6 protein-coding genes are annotated in these 17618 nt (G+C 61.2%); all 6 read right to left on the minus strand.

Annotated elements, in window-relative coordinates; translation table 11 throughout:
• Window positions 1-3: 3 nt before the first annotated feature.
• A complete protein-coding gene (locus CBW65_RS23295; protein ID WP_087458942.1) occupies window positions 4-1218 on the minus strand; it encodes an MFS transporter in 1215 nt (404 codons plus the stop codon).
• Window positions 1215-8387, minus strand: coding sequence for an amino acid adenylation domain-containing protein (locus CBW65_RS23300; protein WP_087458943.1), 7173 nt, complete (start codon window positions 8385-8387; stop codon window positions 1215-1217). Before CBW65_RS23300 ends, CBW65_RS23295 begins: the two co-directional genes overlap by 4 nt.
• An 87-nt stretch (window positions 8388-8474) precedes the next feature.
• Window positions 8475-9533, minus strand: coding sequence for an HAD-IIIC family phosphatase (locus tag CBW65_RS23305; RefSeq protein ID WP_087458944.1), 1059 nt, complete (start codon window positions 9531-9533; stop codon window positions 8475-8477).
• Window positions 9534-9563: 30 nt separating this feature from the next.
• Window positions 9564-9800 (minus strand): acyl carrier protein, encoded by a 237-nt coding sequence (locus CBW65_RS23310; RefSeq protein ID WP_087458945.1) that lies wholly within the window; start codon window positions 9798-9800, stop codon window positions 9564-9566.
• Window positions 9801-9845: 45 nt separating this feature from the next.
• Entirely contained in the window at window positions 9846-14306 is a 4461-nt protein-coding gene (locus CBW65_RS23315; RefSeq protein WP_087458946.1) for a type I polyketide synthase, read from the minus strand.
• A 15-nt stretch (window positions 14307-14321) separates the two neighbouring features.
• Window positions 14322-17558, minus strand: a complete 3237-nt coding sequence (locus CBW65_RS23320) for a non-ribosomal peptide synthetase (protein WP_198299704.1) — start codon at window positions 17556-17558, stop codon at window positions 14322-14324.
• Window positions 17559-17618 lie beyond the last annotated feature (60 nt).

A 17618-nucleotide genomic window follows, 5' to 3' on the forward strand; every position in this document is an offset into this window, starting at 1 on the left:
TCCTTACGCGGCCGTGTTTTTCGGCGGTTTTTTAGAAGTGTAGGCGGCCGTTCTCCAGACTGCCCAGAGCACCGCCGCGATGACGGCGCCTTGGCAGACCCAGATCGTCTGCGGCATGGTGAGGACTTTCATCAGCAACGGCACCAGCAGGAATCCGCTGGCAAATCCCAGGCGGTTGAGCAGCGCAGAGACGCCAAAGACGCGTCCCCGCACCCGGTTGTCAGACTGCTGCATCAGCACGGAAAATGTCGTGCCGCACACCGCTTCGCTCACTCCGACGACAAAGACGACCGGGAAGATCAGCCAGGGATTGTCGCTGGACAAAAAAGTGATAAATCCGAGCCCGGCCAACACGGCCGACCCGTAGTAGAAACCAAAGAGATGCTTTTTGACCACGTCTCTTTTGGCGATCAAAAAGGAGGCCGTCACGCTCCCGATGCCCCACGTGCCCCAGATGAAGCCGTAGATTTTCGCCTGCGCCGCCGGATCGAGGGCGGCTGCGAGGAGCGGAATGCCGACATTGTGTCCGCTGGCCCCGGCCGTCTGGACGAGGTAGACGCCAAAGCAGGTCAGGAGCAGCGGTTTCAGCCAGAGGTAACGCTTGACTTCGCGCAGGTCTTCGAGGATCGACGCGAGTTTGCCTTGCGCTGCGGCTGCAGCTTGCGGGCGCGGGCCGGTGCGCTCCCATTTCATCATCAGGAGCACGACGCCGGACAGCGCGAATGACAAGGCGTCAATGGCGAGCACCGTCGAGAAGCCAAACAGCTCGGTGACGATGCCCGATGAGAAGAAGCCGATGACCATGGCGATCGAGCTCAGGCGCATGATCAGGGCGTTGACTTCCAGCACCTTGTCTTCGCCGAAAATCTGCGGAACTTCGGCGTTGAAGGCAACTTGGAAAAACGAGGCCAGGAAGCCGATCAGAAACGAGATGATCAGGATCATCACCGGAGTCGGGAAGAAGATGATCACGAGGATCAGCGCGGCGCGGGCAAAGTCGGCGAACAGCATGATCTTCTTGCGGTCAAAGCGGTCGGCCAGCACCCCCGAATACAACGAGGAGAGCAGGCCGCCCAGCACGCGAATCCCGAGGCACGCCGACAGCCACAGCGTGTCGCCGCCGGTGAGGGCGATGATCAGCGAGTTGACGACGATCATGTCCATCATCGTGCCGAGGTGGGAAAACGCGTTGACGTAAAGGTAGAAGGTACGGTTCATCGCATTTCACCGGCGACAAAGCTGACGTGCGGCGCTTGAAGCAGCGTGAAGTGATCGCCCGGTACCTCCTGTGCACGCAGCGTGCCTTGCACGACCTCCTGCCAGCCGGAGACGCTGGCGGCGTCGGCCGTATGCAGCAGCAGGACATCGCCGTGGTACGGTGCAGCGAGATAGGCGGCATAAGCCAAACGGTTGGCGCGGAAGACGCGGTACAGGCGCAGCAGTTGCTCCACGCTGACATCTTCCGGCAAAAGTCCGGCTTGCTGCGCTTGCGGCAACAGGCGCGGCAGATCCCCTGCGGTCAAGCGTTCCGCTTCGGCGGCAAAAGGGGTCACATCTGCGCCCGACAAACCTGCGCTGTCGGTGAAGAAGGCGGCGAGCAGCACGCTTTCCTCCGTGTCCTTCACTGCAAGCTCCGCGTAGGAGTCGAAGAGCACGAGCGGCTCCACTTCCTCCCCTGCTGCTTGCAAGCGGCGCGCGACCTCCAGTGCGACCACGCCGCCGAACGACCAGCCGCCGAGGCGGTACGGGCCGGACTTTTGCACGGTGCGGATCTCGGCGAGGTACTGCTCAGCCAGCGCTTCCACAGTGGTCAGCAACTCTTCCCCATCGTTCAGCCCTGGCGCCTGCAGCGCATACAAAGGCTGGTCGCTGCCCAGTTCCTTGGCCAGCGCCTGGTAGCAGAACACGCTGCCGCCGATCGGATGGACGAGGAACAACGGCGTTTTCGTACCGAGCGGCTGCAGAGGTACCAACGCCCCGTCCGCTTTTTTCACCTCGTGCAAAAGCTCTTCGGCCAGCGCTTCCACCGTCGGGCTGCGGAACAGCGCGGACATCGGGAGCGTTTTGCCAAACACCTCTGCGATCTTCGCCATCAGCCGGACGGCCAGCAGCGAATGTCCGCCAAGCTCAAAGAAGTGATCTTGTACACCGATATCCCCTGTGGATAACACCTCTTGCCAAATGCCGGCCAGCGCCGCCTCCGTCTCATTGCGCGGCGCGATATACGCCCGCTCGCGCATGAGGCTGAGCTCGGGCGCAGGAAGCGCAAAGGAGTCCACTTTGCCGTTTGGCGTCAAAGGCAGTCTCTCCAGCAGGACAAACGCGGACGGGATCATATACTCAGGCAGGCTGTCCTTCAGCAGAACGCGCAGTTCGGCTGCCGTTAATGCGCTGCCGCCTTGGGCGACATAAGCGACGAGGCGTTTGTCGCCCGCGTCGTCTTCGCGCACCTGCACATAAGCCGCCTGCACAGACGGATGCTTGAGCAGGGCTGCTTCGATCTCACCCTGCTCGATGCGGAACCCGCGCACTTTGATCTGGCGGTCGATGCGGCCGAGGTATTCCAGCGTGCCGTCGGCCAGCCAGCGCACCGAGTCGCCGGTCGCATACATGCGGGAAGTGGGATCTGCAGAGAACGGATTGCGGATAAACTTCTCCGCCGTCAACTCCTCCTGCCCCAGATACCCGCGCGCCAATCCGTCGCCGCTCAGGTAGAGCTGCCCTGGCACGCCGATCGGCACGAGGTGCAGATGCTGATCTAACACGTAGCCTTGCGTGTTGGCGAGCAGACGGCCGATCAGCGGCGGAGTGTCCGAATTTTTATCAAGTAAAGCGTATGTCGAATAGGTCGTGTCTTCAGACGGCCCGTAGAGGTTGTAAACTTTCTCCACCGTGCCCAGCGCATACAGCTTCTGCACGAGGTGCAAAGGCAATGCTTCCCCGGCGAGGTTGACGGTGCGCACGCCGGCAGGGATCGCGTTCATGCGCAACAGCTCTGCGATCGCCGACGGCACGGTGTTGATCAGCGTCAATTCTTCCCGGGCGGCCAGTTGCGGCAGCTGCAAGGCATTTTCGGCGAGAATCACCGTGCCCCCGGCTGCAAACGTGGCAAACAGCTCGTAGACGGAGATGTCGAAGCAGATCGACGTCGAGAACAGCACGCCTTTCCAGTCTTCGGCCTCGTACTCATCGAGCGCCCACTGCACCATCGTCGCGGCGCTGTGGTGCTCGATCGCGACGCCTTTCGGACGGCCGGTGGAACCGGACGTGTAGATGATGTAAGCGAGATGGCTTGCTTCTGTCTTTAAGGGCGGAGCGTCCATTACACCTTCATTCGACAAGGGCAGGTAAAGCGCCTGCACGCCATGGGCTGGCAGTTGTTGATGCAACTGTTCACTGGTCAGCAGCGCCGTCAGCTGGGCGTCTTCCATCGTGTACAGCACGCGCTCCTGCGGATAGGCCGGGTCGAGCGGCACGTAGGCCCCGCCCGCTTTCAGCACGCCAAGCAAGCCGATGACCAGTTCCGCCCGGCGCTCCATGTACACGCCGACCAGCCGATCCGGGCCGACGCCCATCGCTTGCAGGCGGTGTGCCACCGCGTTGGCGCGCTCGTTCAGCTCGCGGTAGGTCAACCGCTCTTCGCCGTCGACCAGCGCTGTCGCCAGCGGAGTTTTTGCCGCCTGCTCTTCAAACAGCTGATGCAGACAGACAGCCCGGCGGTACGCCTTTACCGTGTCGTTAAACTCGATCAGCAGGCGCTGCTGCTCCGCTTGCGGCAGGAACGGCACTTCTGCGACCGGCAGTTCGGGATGTGCGGCCAGCGCTTGGAGCAGCAAGGTGTAATGCTCGGCCATCCGCTCGATCGTCGCCGCATCGAAAAGGTCGGTCGCGTACTCGAAGCTCGCCTCCAGCCCCTGTCCCTTTTCGGTCACATACAAGGACAGGTCGCATTTGCTGCCCCCGGTGTCGAGCACCGTGCTTTCGGCGGTGATGCCTTCGAAGGAGGCGGTCGACTGCGGCATGTTTTGCATCGAGAACAGGACTTGGAACAGCGGCGTATGGCTCATGCTCCGCTTCGGCTGCAGCTCTTCGACCAGTTTTTCGAACGGCACGTCTTGGTGCGTGTAAGCGTCGAGCGCCGTCTGCTGCACCCGCTTGAGCAGTTCGTCGAACGTCGGAGCGCCGGACAGATCGGTGCGGATGACCAGCGTGTTGACGAAAAAGCCGATCAGGTTCTCGATCTCCCGGCGGTTGCGCCCGGCGATCGGGGTGCCGATCAAAAGGTCGGTCTGCCCGGTGTAGCGGTGCAAGAGCACTTGAAACGCCGCCAGCAGCACCATGTTTAGCGTGATGCCCTGCTCGCGCCATTTCGCCTGCTGCAAGCTTTGGGCGATCTCTTGCGGCACTGCAAACCGCAAGCGGGAGCCCAGACCGGAGCGTACCGCCGGACGCGGATGGTCGGTCGGCAGCTCTAGAACGGGCAGGTCGCCGGAAAGCGTTTCTTTCCAGAAGGCGAGCTGCTTTTTCATGGCATCGCTGCGCATAAAGCTTTGCTGCCAGCGGGCAAAGTCGTAGTACTGCAAGGGCAGCTCCGGCAGTTCCTCGCCCGCATAGAGCGTGCAGATCTCGCTGATCAACACTTCATTCGACCAGCCGTCGGTGATGATGTGGTGCATCATGATCAGGCAGACATGCTCTTCCGGACTGAGACGCAGCAGGATAGTGCGCAGCAAGGCGTCATGTTCCAGATCGAACGGCTTTTGCGCCTCGCTCGCGATCAGGCGTTCCACTTCCTGTTGCTGCAGATCGGCAGGCAAATGCGTGACATCGATCAACGGCAGCGACGGACGCACCGTCTGGCGGATCACCTGCTCTACGTCCCCTTTGTTTTCGCGGAAATAGGTGCGCAGCGACTGGTGGCGTTCGATCACGCCGCACAGCGCCTGGTACAGACGAGGCAGATCGAGCAGTCCTTGCATCCGCACAGACGAAGCCAGTGTATAGGCGGTCGACGACGGCATCAGTTTGTCGAGCAGCCAGAGCCGGTTTTGCGAAAAAGACAGCGGATTCTTGCTGCCCCGGCGCAGCGTGGTCATCATCGGCAACTGCTCGCTTTCATCGGATCGCTCGATGTAGCGGGCGATGCCGGCCACCGTCGGGTCCTCGAACAGTTCGCGCAAAGGAATCTCCACGTTGAACTCACGTCCGAGGCGGGTGATGACTTGCGTGGCGAGCAGCGAGTGGCCGCCGAGGTCAAAGAAGTTGTCGCAGACGCCGACTTTCGGCACGCCAAGCACCTCGCTCCACACGGCGGCGACTTTCTGTTCGGTCTCCGTGTCCGGCGCGACATAAGACGACTCATCGAGCATCGACCAGTCCGGAGCAGGCAGTCCGAGGCGGTTGATCTTGCCGCTTGGCGTGAGCGGCATCGTCTCAAGCAGCATCGCAAAGGACGGCACCATGTAGTCGGGCAGGCGTTCGAGCAGCCAGGCTTTCACGTCCGCATAGGCCAGTTGCTGCGATTCCGGGACAATGTAGGCGACAAGGCGCTTCTCGGCTGCGATCACCGCCGCTTCCCTGACCCCCGGATGCTCGCGGACGACCGCTTCCACTTCGCCCAGTTCCACGCGGAACCCGCGGATTTTCACCTGATGATCGGCGCGCCCGATGTATTCGAGCGTCCCGTCCGGCCGCCAGCGGGCGAGGTCGCCCGATTTGTAGATGCGCGCGCCAGGCTCGCTGCGAAACGGATTGGGCAGGAAGCGCTCTTCGGTCAGGTCGGGGCGGCCCAAATACCCATCCGCGAGGCATGTGCCGCCGATGTACAGCTCTCCGCTGACGCCGATCGGCACGGGACGAAGCTTTTTGTCGAGCACGTAGAGCTGAGAGTTGGCGATCGGACGGCCGATTGCAGGCAGGGCAGGCCATGCTGCCGGATCGCCTTGCAAGGTGTGCGAGGTGACGACATGGCTTTCTGTCGGGCCGTACTGGTTGTAAACGACCACATCGTCCAGCGGAGAAAGCCATTTGACGATATGGCGGGTGATCTGCAGCTGTTCCCCAGCGGTTACCACTTCCCGGAGATGCAATTGCACCTGCGTCGTTTCGGCCGCTTCGGCGAGGTGCTGCATAGCGATAAACGCCATGTGAACGCGTTCGATTTTCTCCTCCGCGAGGTAGCGTAAGAGCTTGTGCGAATCGCGGCGTGTCTCTTCGTCCAGCACGTACAAGGTGCCACCGCAAGCAAGTGTGCTGAACACCTCTTGGAACGCCGCATCGAAGTTGATCGAATAAAACATCGTCGCGCGCCGCGGACCGCTGTGCAGATAGTCGTTCAACTGCCACAAGTGCAGGTTGCAAAGCGCGCGATGGCCCATCGCCACGCCTTTCGGGCGGCCGGTCGAGCCAGACGTGTAGAGCAGAAAGGCGAGATCGTCAGGCGTCACAATGCCTGGCACATTCTCTGTGCCATAACTGTCAAAAACGGAGAGGTCGTCGAGCAGCACCAACTGCGCGTTGTGTGGCGGAAGTTCATCGATCAGGCTCTGCCCGGTCAAAATCACCGGCGCCTGCGTGTCTTCGATCATAAAGGTCAGGCGGTCTTTCGGATAAGCCGGGTCGAGCGGCAGATACGGGCCGCCCGCTTTTAAGATCGCCAGCAGACCGATCACCATCTCCGCCGAGCGGTTCAGGCACAACCCGACCGGCACGTTGGCACCAACGCCCATTTCACGCAGCCGGTTGGCTACTTGGTTCGCCCGCTCGTTCAGCTCGCGATAGGTCAGCTTTTGCTCATGAAACACGAGGGCGACAGCATTCGGTGTGCGCTCCGCCTGCCGTTCAAACAGGTGGTGCGTGCAAAGTCCCGCTTCGGCTTGCGCATAGTCCACGCCAGTATCATTCCAAACGCGCAACACTTTCGACGCTTCCGCAGCGGTGAGCAGATTCAGGTCGGACAGCTTCTGGCCGGGGTCGTCCGCGATGCTGGTCAGCAGCGTCTCCAGATGTTCCAAGGTGCGCTCAATCGTCGCCGCGTCAAACAGGTCGGTGTTGTACATCAAGAGCCCGGTCAGCCCCGTTTCGCTTTCTGACAGCCAGATCATCTGGTCGTATTTGACCGCCCCCTGATCGGACCAGATCGGTGAAAAGGTCAAGCCGCCCAACTCCAGCTGTGCCACGTTGATATGCGGCTGGAGCAGGAACAAGACTTGGAACAAAGGCGTATGTCCCATCGTCCGCTCCGGCTGCACCTCTTCGATCACTTTTTCAAACGGCACGTCCTGGTGACCAAACGCGTTGATTGACGTCGTTTTCACCTGTTGCACCAGCTCGCGGAAGGTCAGTTCCGCCCCCAACTCCGAGCGCAGCACCAGCGTGTTGACAAAATTGCCAATCGCGCCTTCCAGCTCTGAGCGATTGCGTCCGGCCATGGCGGTACCGACGAGCAGTTCTTCCTGCCCGGTGTAGCGGTAGAGCAGCGTTTTGTAGGCCGCGAGCAGCAGCATGAACATCGTCACGCCTTCCGCTTCGCAGATCTTCTGCAAGCGCGTCTGCAAAGCCAGTGGATAATCGATCGGCAGGTACGACCCGTTGGTCGTCATCATCGCCGGGCGCGGTCGGTCGGTCGGCAACTGCAGCACGGGGAGCGGCGCTTTCAACTGCTCTTTCCAATAGCCGATCTGTTTTTGTGCGGCCTCGCTTTTCATCCACTCGTTCTGCCACGCGGCAAAGTCGGCAAACTGCACCTCCGGCGCGGGAAGTGCTGCCGGTTTGCCTTTTGCAAACGCATCGTAGTAGATCGCCACTTCGCGCAGAAACACATCCATCGACATGCCGTCGGCGACGAGGTGGTGAAAGCAGAGCAGCAGGAGAAATTCCTGTTCTGCCAACTGCATCAGCGAGCAGCGAAACAGCGGGTCACGAGCCAGATCAAACGGTTTGCGGGCGTCCGCGCCGCTCACCTCCCCGATCACTCGCTCGCGGTCGGCAGCGGGCGTTGCGGTGTAGTCGAGGATCTGCACCTCAACATGCAGGTCGTCCCGGATCACCTGCTTGGGCTGATCGTCGATCAGTTGCACGTTGGTGCGCAGCGCTTCGTGGCGCTTGACCACCTCGTTGATGCTCACCTGCATCGCCTCAAGGTTCAGTCGACCGTTCAGCCGAACTGCGTAGGGAATGTTGTCTGACGCATCTTCCGGCTGAAACTGATGGAAAAACCATAACCGCTGCTGCCCGAGCGACAGTTCGGCCGGACCATTTCCGGCACGCTTGGGTATCCCTTGTTTTGCCGGGACGCTCAGCTTGCCTTTGAGACGCTTTTCCAGCAGGGCCCGCTTATCGGCGGACAGGTTTGATTTGCGCGTCGTGACATCCTGTTTGTTCGACATTCGGATTCCTCCATGAAAAGGAAAAGGAACGAAGCCCCCGCAAGCGTCCGCTCACGGGGAATGTTCTGATCTTCGTTCCTCGCCAATTTAGCCAATCTGTACGTTCACGTATTCCGGGAACGGTTGTATGCGGGTCAGGTCGTTTTCGAACACGATCAGATCCCCGTGTTTCTCTACTTCTTTGAAGTCGGCAAACTTGTACGTGATGTACATCATGCGGTTGCGGTCCGTTTGCAAAAACTCTGCCTGCAAACGCTTGCCAGCCGCTTTGGCCGACTGCAGGATGTGGTTGATCAAAATCGAGCCAACGCCGCGCGACATGACGCGGCAGGAGAGCAGGAGCAGCTTGATCTTCCAGACCTCTTCGCCCGTCTCGACGAGCGCGAGGCCGATTTTGCCGTAGGTGCCGTACTTGTCGTTGAGGCCGGCGATCAAGAGCAGATGGTTATCCGATTTGCGGAACTCATCGAGCTCATCGTAGTTGTACGTGTAGCCGGTGGTGTTCAGCTGGTTGGTGCGCTGGGTCAGTTCTTCGGCGCGCTTCAAGTCTTCCACCGTGGCCGGCCCGATCGTAAAGGTCATGTCGAGCGAGGCCAGAAACTCATCGGTCGGGCCGACAAAGTCTTCTTCCACACGCTTGCGCTCGATGTCAGCCATGTACATCTTGCGGCGCTGTTTGGAGTCGTCGGTGATAAAGCGCGGGATCATCACGTCGAGATCGAGCATGCCGTCGAGGTTCAGCGCATCGAGGCACAACACCTGCGGATGGCTGAACGCCACTTCCTCGCGCTCAAACGGCTGGTCGTCGACAAAGGCAAACGTGTCGATGCCGATGTTGATCAGCTTGGCGATCTGTTCTATCGACGATGCTTTCGAGTTCCAGTTGATCTGCGGATAGAGGAAATAGTCGGCGATGCCGAACTCTTCGAGCTTGCGCATGGCGTCCTCATGGTTGTTCTTCGAGGCGACCGACTGCAGGATGCCGCGTTCGTCGAGCTCCTTGATGATGTCGACCACTTCGCCTTTCAAAATGACATGCTCGTCTTCGAGCAGAACGCCGTCCCAGACGGTGTTGTCGAGGTCCCAGACCACGCACTTGATCGTCTTTTTGTCGTCCTTCTTCTTCGTCTTTTGCGTCGCTTCCATGAGTCTCCTCCTTTACGAAGACAGCCTGGGTTAGGCTGCTTTCTTTTCTACAAGCGCTGCGATGGCATCGACGGTGCGGAAGTTGTCGAGGTCGAGGTCTTCGTTCTCGACGCGGATGCCGAATTCGCCTTCTACAAACATGACCATCTGCATCGCAAACAGCGAGTTGACAAAGCCGAGGGCAAAGATATCGTCATCGTCTTTCAGTTCTTGGCTCTTGAAGTGGCGGGAGAGAAATTGGCGGATTTTAGCTTTGTTGGTTTCCATGTGTGTAGTACCTCCTGAAATTGACCGTTAGTTTGGTTGGTTGGGTTAGTTTTGTTCTTGCAGGCTGGCGATCTCTTCGTCGCTCATCGCTTCGAGTTCGGCGATCATGATGTCTTCAATGACAACCGCCATGTCGGCGACCGTGTTGGCTTCGAACAGCACGCGCAGGGGCAGGTCGACCTGGAAGGTCGTGCGCAGACGCGACACCACTTGCGTGCCGAGCAGCGAGTTGCCGCCGAGCTGGAAGAAGTTGTCGTGGATGCCGATCTGCTCAATCCCAAGCAGGTCTTGCAAAATCTCCGCGATCATCTCTTCCAGCTCATTGCCGGGCTCGACGTACGCATTTTTCAAATTCGGACGCGGGTGGCGCGCGCCGTTGCCTGCTGCCGCCCTAGTGGCTGCAGCCGGAGCGCCGCCTTGGTTGATAAACTTCTCAATGCTGGCATTGAGGTCTTGGTTGGAAAGCACCAGTTGAAGCACCGGTTCGACCGACAAGGCGCGGTGCAGGGCGATCGCCACTTCCGCTTCCTCCAGACGGTCGAAGCCGAGGGTGATCCACGGCGTATCGCTTTCCCGGTTGATCTCGGCGACCAGGGCATCCATGTACAGATGTCCGGCAGCCGGGCCGACAAAGCCCCATCCGCCGAGCACCGCCGCCAGCGTCGAGGCGGTAAACACGAAGTCGGGAGCGGTGCCTTCCAGCGCCGCTTGCAGCGCGTGCAGACCGTACACGCGGCCTTGGAAGTGCGCCTCGATGTCCGCGTCTGTCGTATCGGCGATCACGCTGATCGTATCCGAGTCGGCGGAGGCTGCAGCATGCAGGACGCCATTGAGCGTGCCCCACTTGGCGATGGTCTCGGCCACCGCCCGCTTCATCGCGGCAGCATCGGCGACATCCGCCTGCAGCAGCAGCACGTCCGCGCCTTTGGCCTGCAGCGCCTGCACCGCTTCTTCACGGCCGGCTGCGCCGGAGCGTGTCACGATGGCGAGCTTGACGCCTGGCGTGGCGGCGACTCCTTGAGCGATGGAGTTGCCGAGCAGCCCCAGGCCGGTCAGCAGGTAGACGCCGCCTTCGCGCAGGCGCGGCTTGTGCTCAAGCGCCACTCCCGCATACGCCTGCGTCCAACGCTGTGCACCGCGATAGGCGGTCAAACGCACATCCGGCTGGCGGGTCAGGTCGACAGTTAGCGCATCGAGCAGGCGCGCTTCCGCTTTCGAGCCCGCTGCCGGGAGCAGGATGTCAAACGCGCGGGTCGCGGTGTTTGGCACCTCTTGCGGCAGAACGCGCAGCGGCGCAAGCAGCGTCGCTTTGGCCGGGACGGTTTCGTCGCGGCTTTCCACTTGGAAGAGGCCGTTGGTGATCACCGACAGTTCAACTTTTTCAGCCAGTTCCAACTGAGCCAGCTTTTTCGCAATGCTCAAGAGCGAGAAGAGTCCGCTTTGCTGCGCTGCGTCAAACGTCATCTCGGCTGCGGTCAAACTCCACAGGTGCACGATGTGCGCCGGAAGCCCTTCCGTATCGAGCAGGTGCTCAAACTCAGCGAGCGTTGCAGCGCTCTGCACCTGATGACCTGCCCCTTGCAGACGGGAGATCAGCCCGGCGGTGAACGACGAGTCGTCGCCGAGCACCAGCAGGCGTTGCGTCTCTCCTGCCGCCGCTTCAGCGGTCAGCGGCAGTGCCTGCTTCCAGACCGGGGTGTAGAAGCGCTCTTCCACCGGCGGCACAGCTGCTGCCTGCGGAGCTGCTTCGATCACAGCGGTCGGAGCGGCCACCGTAGCAGCCGAACCGTCGATCCAATAGCGCTGGCGATCCCAGCCGTAGGTCGGGAGCGGAACGCGCAGGCGGTCTTCGTGCTCATTGCGCTTGGCAAAATCGACTTCGACGCCGGACAGCCACAGGTTGGCCACCGTGTTCAAGAGGAACGCCGTATCCGACTGACCATCGTAGGAAGCGCGGATCGACGGCAGCACGGTCAGGCCGCTTTTTGCCTGCAGGGCGAACGAGGACAAGGTGGTGCCCGGCCCGACTTCGATCAACGCGAGAGAGTCATCCTGCGCCAGTTCGGCGATGCCTTCTGCAAAGCGCACCGTCTGGCAGAGATGTTTCGCCCAGTAAGCCGGATCGACCGCTTCTTGCTCGGTGATCCACGTGCCGGTCACGTTGGAGATAAACGGAATCTCCGGCGCTTGCGGATTGAATGATGCGATCAATTCTTTAAACTCGTCGACGATCGGCTCCATCATCTTGGAATGGAAGGCGTGTGTCGATGCGACGCGGATCGAGGAGACCCCTTGCGCCTGCAAGGTTTGCTCCAGCGCTGCGACCGCTTCCGATGTGCCGGATACAACGAGGTGTTCCGGCGTGTTGATCGTGGCGATCTGCAGTTCCGCGCCGAGCAGCGGAGTCACTTTTTCGGCCGACAGCGGCACGGCGAGCATCGCGCCGCCCGGCAGCCCGGAGATCAGTTGCGCGCGCTTGGCGACGAGTTGCAACGCATCGTCGAGCGAGAAGACGCCGGCGACGGTTGCCGCCACATATTCGCCCAGCGAGTAGCCGATCAGGGACGACGGGGTGATGCCCCACTCGATCAGGAGCTGGGCCAGCGCATACTCGACAGCAAACACCGTCGGGTGCAGGTATTCGGTCTTGGTCAGCTCCTGCGACTGCGCGTCTGGCGCGGCGGTGTCGCGGCGGAGCATCTTGCGCAGGTCGATCCCTTGCGTCTGCGGAGCAGTTGCTGCTGCCGCACCCGCCGGGAACAGCACGTCGCGCAGATCGCGGCCGACGAGCGGCTGCAAAGTGTCGAAGCAGGCATCCAACTGCTCTTGGAACACCGGTTCCGTTTCATAGAGCTCTTTGACCATGTTTACATATTGGTCGCCGACGCCTGGGAAGAGGAAGGCGACCGAGCGGTTCTCCACATCGTTTTGCGCGGTGAGCAGACGCTTCGGGTCGCGCGTTTCCAGCGCCTTCGCCGCATCGGCTGCACTTTCCGCCACGAGGGCCCGGCGGTGGCTAAACGCTTTGCGCCCGACTTGCAAGGTGTGCGCCACATCGGCAAACGACAGCTCGGTGTGTTTTTGCAAATGGCCGGCCAGATTGTCGGTCATCAGTTCCAAGGAGCGCTCGCTTTTCGCCGAGAGGATCACCAGTTGGCTTTGGCGCTTGGTCGGGCCGCTCGTGCGCTCCGGGAACTCTTCGAGCACGATGTGCGCGTTGGTGCCGCCGATGCCAAAGGACGAGACCCCGGCACGGCGCGGCGTATCGCCCGCCTCCCATGCTTTCAGCTCGGTGCTCACATAAAACGGACCGTTATCCCAGTCGTCAAACTTCGGGTTGGGCTTGTTGAAATGCAGGCTCGGCACCAGTTCTTTGTGCTTGAGCTGGTAGATCGTTTTGATCAGGCCGGTCACGCCCGCCGCAGCGTCGGTGTGGCCGACGTTCGTTTTGACCGAGCCGAGAGCGCAGAATTTCGCTTCCTCGGTCGCATCGCGGTAGACCTGAGTCAAGGCGGCCACTTCGATCGGGTCGCCAAGCTCCGTCGCCGTGCCGTGCGTCTCGACATACGAGATCGTGTCCGCCTCGATGTCGGCGATCGCCAGCGCTTCGGAGATCGCCGCCGACTGCCCGTTGATGCTCGGTGCGGTGTAGCCGACTTTTTGCTCGCCGTCGTTGTTGACAGCCGAGCCTTTGATCACCGCGTAGATCGTGTCGCCGTCGGCGATCGCATCTTCGATCCGCTTCAAGACGACAACGCCAACGCCGGAGCCTTGCGTGCTGCCTTGCGCTTCTTCATCAAACGCGCGGCAGTGGCCGTCGGGCGACATCACGCTGCCTTTGGTGTACATATAGCCTGTCTTCGGATGGATCACCGACACGCCCCCGGCCAGCGCCATGTCACACTCGCCGTTGAGCAGCGCCTGTGTCGCCATATGCACGGCGACCAGCGACGTGGAGCAGGCGGTCTGGACGTTGACGCTCGCGCCTTTCAAGTTCAGCTTGTAAGAGACGCGGGTGGTCAGGAAGTCCTTCTCGTTGCCCATCATCACCTGCAGTTCGCCGACGTTGGCGACCGCAGCGCGGTTGGGCAGAAGGTTGAGCAGCAGGTAGCGGTTCATCGCCTGACCGCCGTAGACGGAGATCGCGCCGGGATAGGTGTCCGGGTTGCAGCCGGAGTTCTCCAGCGCTTCCCAGCACGCTTCGAGGAAGAAGCGGTGGTTCGGGTCGAGAATCTCCGCCTCGCGCGGGTTGAAGCCGAAGAAGCCGGCGTCAAACTGGTCGATATCTTTCAACAATGCTGCTGCCTTCACGTAGTTCGGGTCGCCGATCACCGCCGGATCATGTCCGGCTGCGATCAGCTCTTCATCGGTGAAAAACGAGATCAACTCATGGCCTTGGCGCAAGTGCTCCCAGAATTCGTCGAGGTTGTTCGAATCCGGGTAGCGTCCGGCGAGGCCGACGACCGCAATCTCATCGACGCGGTCAGAAAAGTCTTGATGACTCATATTGCAAAAGCCTCCCTAGTCTCTTCGATTCTTCGTCCTGGCAGCGCGGCGCGATTTTAAATCTTTGCGGCGGTCTGCCCGGTCCTGCCCAAGTCTGACCGAAGTCTCATCGCCCGCATCTCCCAAAAATTTGGCCAAGGCGCCGACCGTCGGGTATTGGAACAGCTGCACGACCGATGTTTCCAGCCCCAGGCGCTCTTTCAGCTTGCGGTGCACTTGCAGGATCAGGAGCGACCCGCCGCCGAGTTCAAAGAAGTTGTCATGCACGCCGACGCGGCTGACACCAAGCACTTCCTGCCAGATGTCGGCGAGCGCCACTTCCAGCTCCGTCTTCGGCGCGATGTAGGCGGTGCCAAGCTCCGGGCGGCCGCTGTCCGGCATCGGCAGCGCTTGGCGGTTGACTTTGCCGTTTGGCGTCATCGGCAGGGCATCAAGCACGACAAACACAGACGGAATCATATAGTCGGGCAGGCGTTCGGCCAGCCCTTTGCGCAGGTCGGATGCGGTCAGATCGGCATCGCTGAGCGTGACATAGGCGGCGAGGTATTTCTGTCCCGGCGAGTCTTCGCGGTCGATGACGACCCCTTCGCGCACACCCGGCACTTCGCACAGCACATTTTCCACTTCGCCAAGCTCGATGCGGTAGCCGCGGATCTTGACCTGGCCGTCGCTGCGGCCGAGGAACAGCAGGTTGCCGTCCGCCCGGAAGCGGACGATGTCACCCGTCTTGTAGATGCGCTCGCCCGGCCGGAACGGATTGGGCAAATAGCGCTCGGCGGTCAGTTCCGGACGCCCGAGGTAGCCGCGCCCGACGTTGTCTCCGCCGATGTACAGCTCGCCGGGAACGCCGATCGGCACCGGCTGCAGGCGGTCATCGAGCACATACGACTGCGTGTTGGCAACGGGGCGGCCGATCGGAATGTCGTCATCGGGCAGCTCTTCGTTGTACACGGTCGCCGTGACGGTGGTTTCGGTCGGGCCGTAGCCGTTGTACAGATTGTTGTGCCCGGTCGACACTTCGCGCCAGGCGCGGACCATCGACGGCATCGCGCGCTCGCCGCCTGCGATCAGCAGGCGCAAGGTCGGCGGCAAAGTCAGCTTCTGCTCCGCCAGGTCCTGCAGGAACGCATGCATGTAGGCGGTCGGCGGATTGAACTTGGTAATCTGCTGCTCGGTCAGCCAGGCGAGAAACTCGTCGCTCGCCATCAGCTTCTTGTTCGGGCGCAGCACCACCGTCGCCCCGGCGGCCAGCGTCGGGAAGATTTCTTCGACCGTCACGTCAAACGAGATCGAGGTGAACTGCACGACGCGGTCGCTCGCCTTCACGTTATAGCGGTCGATCACACCAAAATGATGCGAGACCCCGTTGCGGTGTTCCAGCATCGCCCCTTTTGGCGCTCCGGTCGAACCGGACGTGTAAATCACATAGGCGAGGTTATCCGGACGCACGCCGCTCTTGCAGTTCTGTGCGCTGTACGCATTGATTTGTTCCGCGTCGGTGTCAAAGCACACCGTATGTGCGCTGTGCTCCGGCAGTTGCGGCAGCAGCTGCGATTCGGTCAGCAGCACTTTTACCCCCGCGTCTTCGAGCAGGTAGCGCAGGCGCTCCGGCGGATACTCCGGGTCGAGCGGCAGGAACGCGCCGCCCGCCTTTTGGATGCCGAGCAGACCGACGACGAGTTCGAGCGAGCGGTTGATGCACAAGCCGACCAGCTTTTCCGGCCCGATGCCTTGCTCTTGCAGATAATGCGCCAATCGGTTGGCCCGCGCGTTCAGTTCGGCGTAGGTGAGCTTCTCGTCGAGATACTCCACCGCCACCGCGTCGGGCGTCCGTTCCGCTTGCCGCTCGAACAGCTGATGCATGCACAGTTCGACAGGTACTTCGATCCGCTTGCTGTTGTACGTCTCAACGACCAGCGTCCGCTCCTCTGCTGTCAGCAGCGGCAAAGCGCCAAGTTCCGTGTCAGGACTGCCTGCCGCCGCTTCGAGCAGGGTCAGGAAATGGGTGACCATGCGCGTGATCGTCGCGCGGTCGAACAGATCGGTGCTGTATTCGAAGCGGCCGGTGATGCCCGCTTTGCCTTCGGTCATGCCAAGCGTCAGGTCAAAGCTCGCCGTGCCGGTGTCCGCATCGATCGCTTCCAGGGTCAGCCCGCTCAGGGACAGCCCTTCCACCGAAGCGTTCTGCAGGTTAAACATCACCTGGAACAGCGGCGTGTGGCTGAGGTTGCGCTCCGGGGCCAGCTCTTCGACCAGCTTTTCAAACGGCACGTCCTGATGGGCGTACGCTTCAAACGCCGTGTCTTTGACCGCCTGCAGCAGCTCGCGGAAGCTGGTGCTTCCCGAGAGCTCTGTGCGCATGACCAGCGTGTTGACGAAAAAGCCGATCAAAGGCTCGATCTCCTCACGCGTGCGTCCGGCGATCGGCGTGCCGACGAGCTGGTCGGTCTGTCCGGTGTAGCGGAAGAGCAGCGTCTTGTATGCGGCGAGCAGCGTCATGAACAGCGAGACGCCTTCGCGCTGGCTCAAGGCGCGCAGTTGGTCGGCGAGTTCCGCCGGCACGAGGAACGTCTCCATCGCCCCGCGATGGGACTGCACGAGAGGGCGTTTGCGGTCGGTCGGCAGCTGCAGCACCGGCAGTTTGCCGCTGAGCTTTTCCCGCCAGTAGCCGAGCTGTTCGGTCAGCACCCCGCTGTCGAGGTACTCGCGCTGCCAGTCGCCAAAATCGGCATACTGGATGGCGAGCTCCGGCAGCACGGCCGCTTCCCCGGAGATGGCGGAGTTGTAGAGCAGGGACAGCTCGTGGATCAAAACGTTCATCGACCAGCCGTCGGAGATGATGTGATGCATCGTCAGCAGCAGCACATGCTCCGCTGCGGACAGCTTGAGCAGGCTGAGCCGCAGGAGCGGGGCACTCCGCAGATCAAACGGCTCCTGCGCTTGTTCGGCGATTCTGGCTGCCACTTGCGCCCCTTGCTCATCCGCACCGTAAACGCTGAGGTCGATACTAGGCAGATCGAGCGTGACGCTGGGATCGATCACCTGCATCGGCGCGCCGTCCACCTCGCGAAACGAGGTGACCAGCGTCTCATGCCGTGCTGCGATCTCGCGCAGCGCCTGCAGCAGCGCGTCCCTGTGCAAAGTTCCATGAAGTCTGACTGCCGTTGAGATGTTATACGCCGGGTTTCCTGGCATGAACTGGTCGAGAAACCACAGCCGCTGCTGGGCATAGGAGAGAGGGAAAAGATACACCCCCTCCTCCTTTACCAGAAGTTCCTTCTGAGTATCAGTCAAACGAAACATCTCCTTTTT

Origin of the sequence: Tumebacillus avium (assembly GCF_002162355.1) — a bacterium.
GTDB classification, from domain to species: Bacteria; Bacillota; Bacilli; order Tumebacillales; family Tumebacillaceae; genus Tumebacillus_A; species Tumebacillus_A avium.

What these genes read in the sequence shown, in the direction of transcription:
- CBW65_RS23295 (WP_087458942.1), bottom strand. Translation starts at nt 1,218, where the DNA reads ATGAACCGTACCTTCTACCTTTACGTCAACGCGTTTTCCCACCTCGGC.
- CBW65_RS23300 (WP_087458943.1), bottom strand. Translation starts at nt 8,387, where the DNA reads ATGTCGAACAAACAGGATGTCACGACGCGCAAATCAAACCTGTCCGCC.
- CBW65_RS23305 (WP_087458944.1), bottom strand. Translation starts at nt 9,533, where the DNA reads ATGGAAGCGACGCAAAAGACGAAGAAGAAGGACGACAAAAAGACGATC.
- CBW65_RS23310 (WP_087458945.1), bottom strand. Translation starts at nt 9,800, where the DNA reads ATGGAAACCAACAAAGCTAAAATCCGCCAATTTCTCTCCCGCCACTTC.
- CBW65_RS23315 (WP_087458946.1), bottom strand. Translation starts at nt 14,306, where the DNA reads ATGAGTCATCAAGACTTTTCTGACCGCGTCGATGAGATTGCGGTCGTC.